The 6860-nt window shown below is 71.7% G+C and carries 7 protein-coding genes; 3 read left to right on the top strand and 4 right to left on the bottom strand.

The window, feature by feature from the left end:
- Positions 1-143 precede the first annotated feature (143 nt).
- A complete protein-coding gene (locus AB0I89_RS31925) occupies positions 144-839 on the bottom strand; it encodes a DedA family protein (protein WP_357134367.1) in 696 nt (231 codons plus the stop codon).
- Between the two features lie 260 nt (positions 840-1099).
- Between AB0I89_RS31925 and AB0I89_RS31920 the strand changes: the two genes are divergently transcribed.
- Entirely contained in the window at positions 1100-3952 is a 2853-nt protein-coding gene (locus AB0I89_RS31920; RefSeq protein ID WP_357134365.1) for an aconitate hydratase, read from the top strand.
- Between the two features lie 104 nt (positions 3953-4056).
- Here the strand turns inward: AB0I89_RS31920 and AB0I89_RS31915 are convergent, their stop codons facing one another.
- Together AB0I89_RS31915 and AB0I89_RS31910 are read right to left on the bottom strand one after the other, a co-directional pair.
- On the bottom strand, positions 4057-4302 hold the full coding sequence (locus AB0I89_RS31915) for a DivIVA domain-containing protein (protein ID WP_357134363.1): 246 nt from the start codon (positions 4300-4302) through the stop codon (positions 4057-4059).
- A gap of 46 nt (positions 4303-4348) precedes the next feature.
- Complete coding sequence (locus AB0I89_RS31910) at positions 4349-4753, bottom strand: hypothetical protein (RefSeq protein WP_357134361.1); 405 nt, start codon at positions 4751-4753, stop codon at positions 4349-4351.
- Positions 4754-5038: 285 nt separating this feature from the next.
- On the opposite strand from AB0I89_RS31910, the gene AB0I89_RS31905 reads away from it, so the two are divergent.
- Together AB0I89_RS31905 and AB0I89_RS31900 are read left to right on the top strand one after the other, a co-directional pair.
- Complete coding sequence (locus tag AB0I89_RS31905; protein WP_357134360.1) at positions 5039-5254, top strand: winged helix-turn-helix domain-containing protein; 216 nt, start codon at positions 5039-5041, stop codon at positions 5252-5254.
- Between the two features lie 9 nt (positions 5255-5263).
- Positions 5264-5404: a hypothetical protein gene (locus AB0I89_RS31900; RefSeq protein WP_357134358.1), complete on the top strand. Its 141-nt coding sequence runs from the start codon at positions 5264-5266 to the stop codon at positions 5402-5404.
- A gap of 205 nt (positions 5405-5609) precedes the next feature.
- Here the strand turns inward: AB0I89_RS31900 and AB0I89_RS31895 are convergent, their stop codons facing one another.
- A complete protein-coding gene (locus AB0I89_RS31895; protein ID WP_357134356.1) occupies positions 5610-6857 on the bottom strand; it encodes a sigma-70 family RNA polymerase sigma factor in 1248 nt (415 codons plus the stop codon).
- Positions 6858-6860 lie beyond the last annotated feature (3 nt).

Raw genomic sequence — 6860 nt, 5'->3', positions numbered from 1 at the left:
ACACCTCGCCGACTGGATCGCCACCCGCGGCTACGCCACCAGCTGACAACCACACCGAAAAGGGCCGGACCCCACGGGGTCCGGCCCTTTCGGCGTACCCGGGTCCGGGATCTTCCTGCCGGCGCGAGCCGGCGCCAGGTGCGCTACCGGTGTCGGGTCTGGGCCAGCGCCGGGTCGGCAGGCTGCTCTGAATCGGTGGCCGGCGCAGGCTCGCCCGACGGCTCCGGCTCGGCGGCCTCCAGACGGTGGGCACGTCGACGTAGCCACCACGTGCTGCCCAGGCCGGCCAGCACCGCGAGGACAAGGCCGGCCCAGGAGATGTCCTTGAGCCAGTGCTCGGCCGCCCGACCGACGCTGAACAGCAGGTACGTGGTGCCGAACGCCCAGACCAGCCCGCCGGCGGCGTTGGCCACCAGGAACCGCCGGTACGGCACGTGCAGGGCCCCGGCGAGCGGGCCGGCCAGGATCCGCAGCAGCGCCACGAACCGACCGAAGAACACCGCCCACACACCGTGCCGGGCGAAGCTCTGCTCGGCGCGGGCGAGTTGGGCGGGGCCGAGATGACGGGGGAAGCGTCGGCCGAGCCGGGCGAGCAGCGGACGTCCGCCGCGACGCCCCACCGCGTACCCGATGGAGTCACCGACGATCGCTCCGGTCGCGGCGGCCGTCGCCACCCACTCGGGTTCCACCACTCCGGTGGCCGCGAGCAGCGCGGAGCTGACCAGGACGATCTCACCGGGCAGGGGCACGCCCATGCTCTCCACGCCGATCACCCCGGCGACGAGCAGGTAGACCGCGATCGGCGGCAGCGACACGAGCCAGTGCTGGACGTCGAACACGGGTGACCCTCCTCCGGCCGGGCCTCGAACCCTACCCGCGGTCGACGCGGCCGATCGGCCCCTCGGCTACTGCCGCACATTCCGTAACGCGTCCTAGGAGGCTAGGGATGAGGGGTGGCGAGCGGGCCGGCTGGGTTGCGCAAATAGCAAGACGGACGTACGGTTTTGTTTGAGAGCAGAATCGGCGGTAAGTGTTACCTAACCTCGGCGGCGCCCCGGCCGGTGCGACAGACTGCTCAGGACTACTCACGGTCGCTGGTGTGAAGGAGTACGACGTGGCGAGCCTCGACACCTTCGGTGCGAAGACCCAGCTACGCGTCGGAGACGCGAGCTACGAGATTTTCAAGATCGACAAGGTGGACGGCCACGACCGGCTGCCGTACAGCCTGAAGATCCTGCTGGAGAACCTGCTGCGGACCGAGGACGGCGCGAACATCACCGCCGACCACATCGAGCAGCTCGGCGGGTGGGACCCGACCGCCGACCCGAGCGTGGAGATCCAGTTCACCCCGGCGCGGGTGCTCATGCAGGACTTCACCGGCGTGCCCTGCGTGGTCGACCTGGCCACCATGCGCGAGGCCGTCCGCGAGCTCGGCGGCGACGCCACCAAGGTGAACCCGCTCGCCCCCGCCGAGCTGGTCATCGACCACTCGGTCATCGCCGACCTGTTCGGCCGCGAGGACGCGTTCGCCCGCAACGTCGAGCTGGAGTACGAGCGCAACAAGGAGCGCTACCAGTTCCTGCGCTGGGGCCAGACCGCGTTCAACGAGTTCAAGGTCGTCCCGCCGGGCACCGGCATCGTGCACCAGGTCAACATCGAGTACCTGGCCCGCACGATCATGGAACGCAACGGGCAGGCGTACCCGGACACCGTGGTCGGCACCGACTCGCACACCACGATGGTCAACGGCCTGGGCGTGCTGGGCTGGGGCGTCGGCGGCATCGAGGCCGAGGCCGCGATGCTCGGCCAGCCGGTCAGCATGCTGATCCCCCGGGTCGTCGGCTTCAAGCTCTCCGGCGAGATGCCGGCCGGCACCACCGCCACCGACCTGGTGCTGACCATCACCGAGATGCTGCGCAAGCACGGCGTGGTCGGCAAGTTCGTCGAGTTCTACGGCCCCGGCGTGAGCGCCGTGCCGCTGGCAAACCGGGCCACCATCGGCAACATGTCCCCGGAGTACGGCTCCACCGTGGCGATCTTCCCGATCGACGCCGAGACGATCCGCTACCTGGAGCTGACCGGTCGGGACGCCGCGCAGGTCGCGCTCGTCGAGGCGTACGCCAAGGAGCAGGGCCTCTGGCACGACCCGGCGGCCGAGCCCTCCTACTCGGAGCGCCTCGAGCTGGACCTGAGCACCATCGAGCCGTCGCTCGCCGGCCCGAAGCGCCCGCAGGACCGGGTGCCGCTGGGCAGCGCCAAGACGCTGTTCCGCTCGGCGCTGACCGACTACGTCGCCGACGACTCCACCGGCGAGCGTGACCTCAAGCCGAGCGTGGCCCGCGAGGAGCTGCCGCGCGGCGCGAACGGCCCGGCCGACGAGGCCAGCGCCGAGTCGTTCCCGGCCAGCGACCCGCCGGCCAACGAGTTCAGCGACCCGGCCGACGAGCCGCGCGACCTGGAGACCGCCGCCACCGGCGCGGGCGGTCGGGCCAGCAACCCGATCCGGGTCACCGGCACCGACGGCGTCGAGTACGAGCTGGACCACGGCGCCGTGGTGATCGCCGCCATCACCTCCTGCACCAACACGTCCAACCCGCAGGTAATGATCGGCGCGGCCCTGCTGGCCCGCAACGCGGTCGAGAAGGGCCTGACCCGCAAGCCGTGGGTGAAGACCACCCTGGCCCCGGGCTCGAAGGTGGTCATGGACTACTACGAGCGGGCCGGTCTCACGCCGTACCTGGACAAGCTCGGCTTCAACCTGGTCGGCTACGGCTGCACGACCTGCATCGGCAACTCGGGTCCGCTGCCCGAGGAGGTGTCCGCCGCGGTCAACGAGCACGACCTGTCGGTCGTCTCGGTGCTCTCGGGCAACCGCAACTTCGAGGGCCGGATCAACCCGGACGTCAAGATGAACTACCTGGCGTCCCCGCCGCTGGTCGTCGCGTACGCCCTCGCCGGCACGATGGACATCGACCTGGCCAACGAGCCGATCGGTGAGGACACCGAGGGCAACCCGGTCTACCTGCGGGAGATCTGGCCGAACAGCGCCGAGATCCAGGACGTCATCGCCCAGGCGATCGGCGCGACCGGCTTCAGCGCCGCGTACGCCGACGTCTTCGCCGGTGACGAGCGGTGGCAGTCGCTGCCCACCCCGACCGGCGACACCTTCGCCTGGGACAGCGACTCGACCTACGTGCGCAAGCCCCCGTACTTCGAGGGCATGCAGCAGGAGCCGAGCGCGGTCGTCGACATCTCCGGCGCCCGGGTGCTGGCCAAGCTGGGTGACTCGGTGACCACCGACCACATCTCGCCGGCCGGTGCGATCAAGGCGGACTCCCCCGCCGGCACCTACCTGGCCGAGCACGGCGTGCCGCGCCACGAGTTCAACTCGTACGGCTCGCGCCGGGGCAACCACGAGGTGATGATCCGGGGCACCTTCGCCAACATCCGGCTGCGTAACCAGCTGGTGCCCGGGGTGGAGGGCGGCTTCACCGTCAACCACCTCACCGGCGAGCAGACCTCGATCTATGACGCCTCGATGGCCTACCAGGAGGCCGGCATCCCGCTGGTCATCCTGGCCGGCAAGGAGTACGGCTCGGGCTCGTCGCGGGACTGGGCGGCCAAGGGCACGATGCTGCTGGGCGTCCGGGCGGTTATCGCCGAGTCGTACGAGCGGATCCACCGCTCCAACCTCATCGGCATGGGCGTGCTGCCGCTGCAGTTCCCGGTGGACGTCACCGCCGAGTCGCTGGGCCTCACCGGCACCGAGATGTTCACCATCACCGGTGTGACGGCCCTGAACGACGGCGAGACCCCGCGCACGGTGACGGTCACGACCGACACGGGTGTCGAGTTCGAGGCCGTCGTGCGGATCGACACCCCGGGTGAGGCGGACTACTACCGCCACGGCGGCATCCTGCAGTACGTGCTGCGCCGCATGATCGCCAACTGATCAGGTACGGCTGGTCGAAGGCCGCTCCCGCTTCGGCGGGGGCGGCCTTCGCCGTCAGAGCCGAGGAAGGTTTGCCGTCCGAGCACGGGCGGGAAGCCCGCTGGTCACGCCGGTCCGTCGTGGGTGCCCGGGAGCGCGAGGGCAGCAAGCCGTTGGTCTATCGCCGCATCCACCTGCTGCATCTCGTAGCCACGTAGCCGCCGTCGAAAGCTGGCCGTCCGAAGCGCGTCCCGCGCGGCAGCCCGTGACACCGCGCTGTCGGTAGCCAGAGCCCTGTCGACCTCGGCAAGGAGACTCTCGACCTGACGCATGTCGTAACCACGCAAAGCGAGTTCGAACGGCAATGTCATGCGGCCACCGTAGCGGTCGCCGGCTCGTGTCCGACGGGGTCAGCGCTCAGCGCAGCCGCAGTGCGACCGCGCGGGCCTCCTCGTCGGTCAGCGGCAGGAACCAGAGGAAACGGCGGACGATGGCGACCGGGCCGGGGCCGCCCGGCCGGCCGCGCAGGTCGCGGGTTGCCCGGCGGGTGATCCGCGAGTACTCGGGGATCAGGGTCGCCCGTCGGGCGGCGTCCGTCGGGGTCGCGGGCAGCGTCGGGCAGGGCCAGTCCTTCCCGCAGGCGTCGCAGATCCAGGAAGGACCATCGGCGGTGTGCGCGGCCGGCGGCCCGCACCGGGGGCGCCAGCGCTCTTCGGGTACGACGCCCGGCGCGCGGTACGACCGCTGGCGTGGTCCGGTCGGGTCGGCCGTCGCCGAACGGGGCCAGGGCGGCCGGCCGCTCGCGTCCGCAGAGGAAGACACGGCAGCGCGACGCGTGCTCGCTGAGGGTCTGGGCCAGCTCGGACAGCGCCGTGAACCGCTCAACCGGCAGCGCATCGCCCGCACTCTCCACACTCGATCCGCTCGGGCCGGATCGGCCATCGCCACGCACCGACGTTGACAGGCACCTGCATCGGCTTCTCCTCGGGCAGCACCGGCAGCACCTCCACACGACGGGCGGAACACCCGCCTCCTGTCACGAGGCGGGACGCCCGTTTCTCCGGCAGCGACCCGTGCCGACCCGATGTCTACCAGGGGCCACGCCTTATGCCCATCCCGTACACGGCCCGAGAGATCGAGGACGATCTGACTCGACGGATCGCCGCCGGGGAGCTCCGACCGGGCTCACGCCTACCGACGTACGACGCGCTGGCCCAGGAGTACGGGTCAGCCCGGCGGACGGTCGCCCGCGCCGTGGACGCTCTCAAATCTCGCGGACTGGTGGTCGGCGTACCGGGCTCAGGAACCTTTGTCGCCGAGTAGCGCGTCGAGGTGACCAACAGTCTCGCGGGCGTCATCGACGTACGAGACTCCACGAACCCCGCCGGCCCGGCGCTCGCCCTCGCCCCGGCGACCCGGAGCGCACCGAGGGAGAAGATCGCGCCGATCTTGCAGTTTCTGTTGTCCACATGAGTGGGATACCCCTTTTGCCGGGACAGAAAGTGCAAGATCGCGGAGCGGGAGCGGTCCCGGCCCGTCGATCATGGAGTTGTGGTGCCTGGTTTGAGGTTTCACGGGGGTTTTGTTGCCCACCACAACTCCATGATCGACGAGGCGGGGCGGGGCGGGGGCGGGGCGGGGCGGGGCGGGGCGGGGCGGGGGGAGTGCGGATGGCTCGTTAGCGAGACAGCTCGTCCGCCCGGTCGAGCAGGGCGCGGCGCTGCGCGGGCGAGTCCACCGCGGCCGCCGCCGCCCGGAACAGCGTGACGGCCCGCAGCGGATCATCCTGCCGGGCCACCAGGTCGGCCTCCACCGCCCCGGCGAGCGGGTTGCCGGACAGCCCACCCTCGGCACGCGCCTCGTCGAGCAGGGCCAGCCCGGCGGTCGGCCCGTACGCGTAGCCGTGCGCGACCGCACGGTTGAGCGCGATCACCGGTGACGGCCGGATACCCGCCAGCGCGTCGTAGGCGCGCGCGATCGTCGCCCAGTCGGTGGCGTCGACGGACGGCGCGGTGGCGTGGCAGGCCGCGATCCGGGCCTGCCACGCGTACGGCCCGTCGTCGCGTACCCGGGCAAGAGTCGCCTGGCCCTCGGCGATGGCCGCCCGGTCCCACCGCGCGCGGTCCTGCCGCGCCAGGGTGAGCAGGTTGCCCGCGGCGTCCCGACGGGCGTCCCGACGGGAGTGCTGGAACAGCAGCAGCGCCCGCAGCGCCGCGACCTCGGACTGCTCCGGCATCAACGCGTCCAGCAGCCGGGCCAGCCGCACGGCCTCGTCGGCGAACGCCGGTTCGCCGTCGGGGACGTAGCCGCGGGTGAAGAGCAGGTACAGCACGGCGAGTACGCCCGGCAGCCGTTCGGCCAGCGCCGGCCCGGTCGGCACCCGGTACGGGATGCCGGCCTGCGCGATCCGGGTCCGGGCCCGGGTCAGCCGGCGGGTCATCGTCGACTCGCTGACCAGCAGGAGGCGGGCGATGTCGGCGGTCGGCACCCCGCAGACGGTCCGCAGCGTCAGCGCCACCCGGGCGTCGAGGGCGAGCGCCGGGTGGCAGCAGGTGAAGACGAGTCTCAAGCGGTCGTCCTCGACGTCGTGCTCGGGCCGCGCGTCAGTCGGCGCGAGCAGCGCCAGGTCGTGCAGCTTGCGGCGCTCCACGGTGGCCCGACGCAGCACGTCGATCGCTCGGTTGCGGGCCACCGTCATGAGCCAGCCACCGGGATTGACCGGCACCCCGTCGCCGGGCCAGCGTTCCAGCGCGGCGGCCAGGGACTCCTGGGCGCAGTCCTCGGCCAACGCCCAGTCCCCGGTCAGTCGGATCAGGGTCGCGACGATCCGGGGGTACGCGTCCACGCCGGCGGCCGCGACGGCCCGCGCCGCCGCGGCCGGGCCGACACGGTCCGGCGCACCGGTCGTGGTGTCGGTGCCGGTCATCCG

The sequence above is a fragment of the Micromonospora sp. NPDC049801 genome, from assembly GCF_040656575.1.
Taxonomy (GTDB): Bacteria; Actinomycetota; Actinomycetes; order Mycobacteriales; family Micromonosporaceae; genus Micromonospora.
Note: the sequence above shows the minus strand (reverse complement) of the source record. Positions and strands in the feature narration are given on the sequence as shown.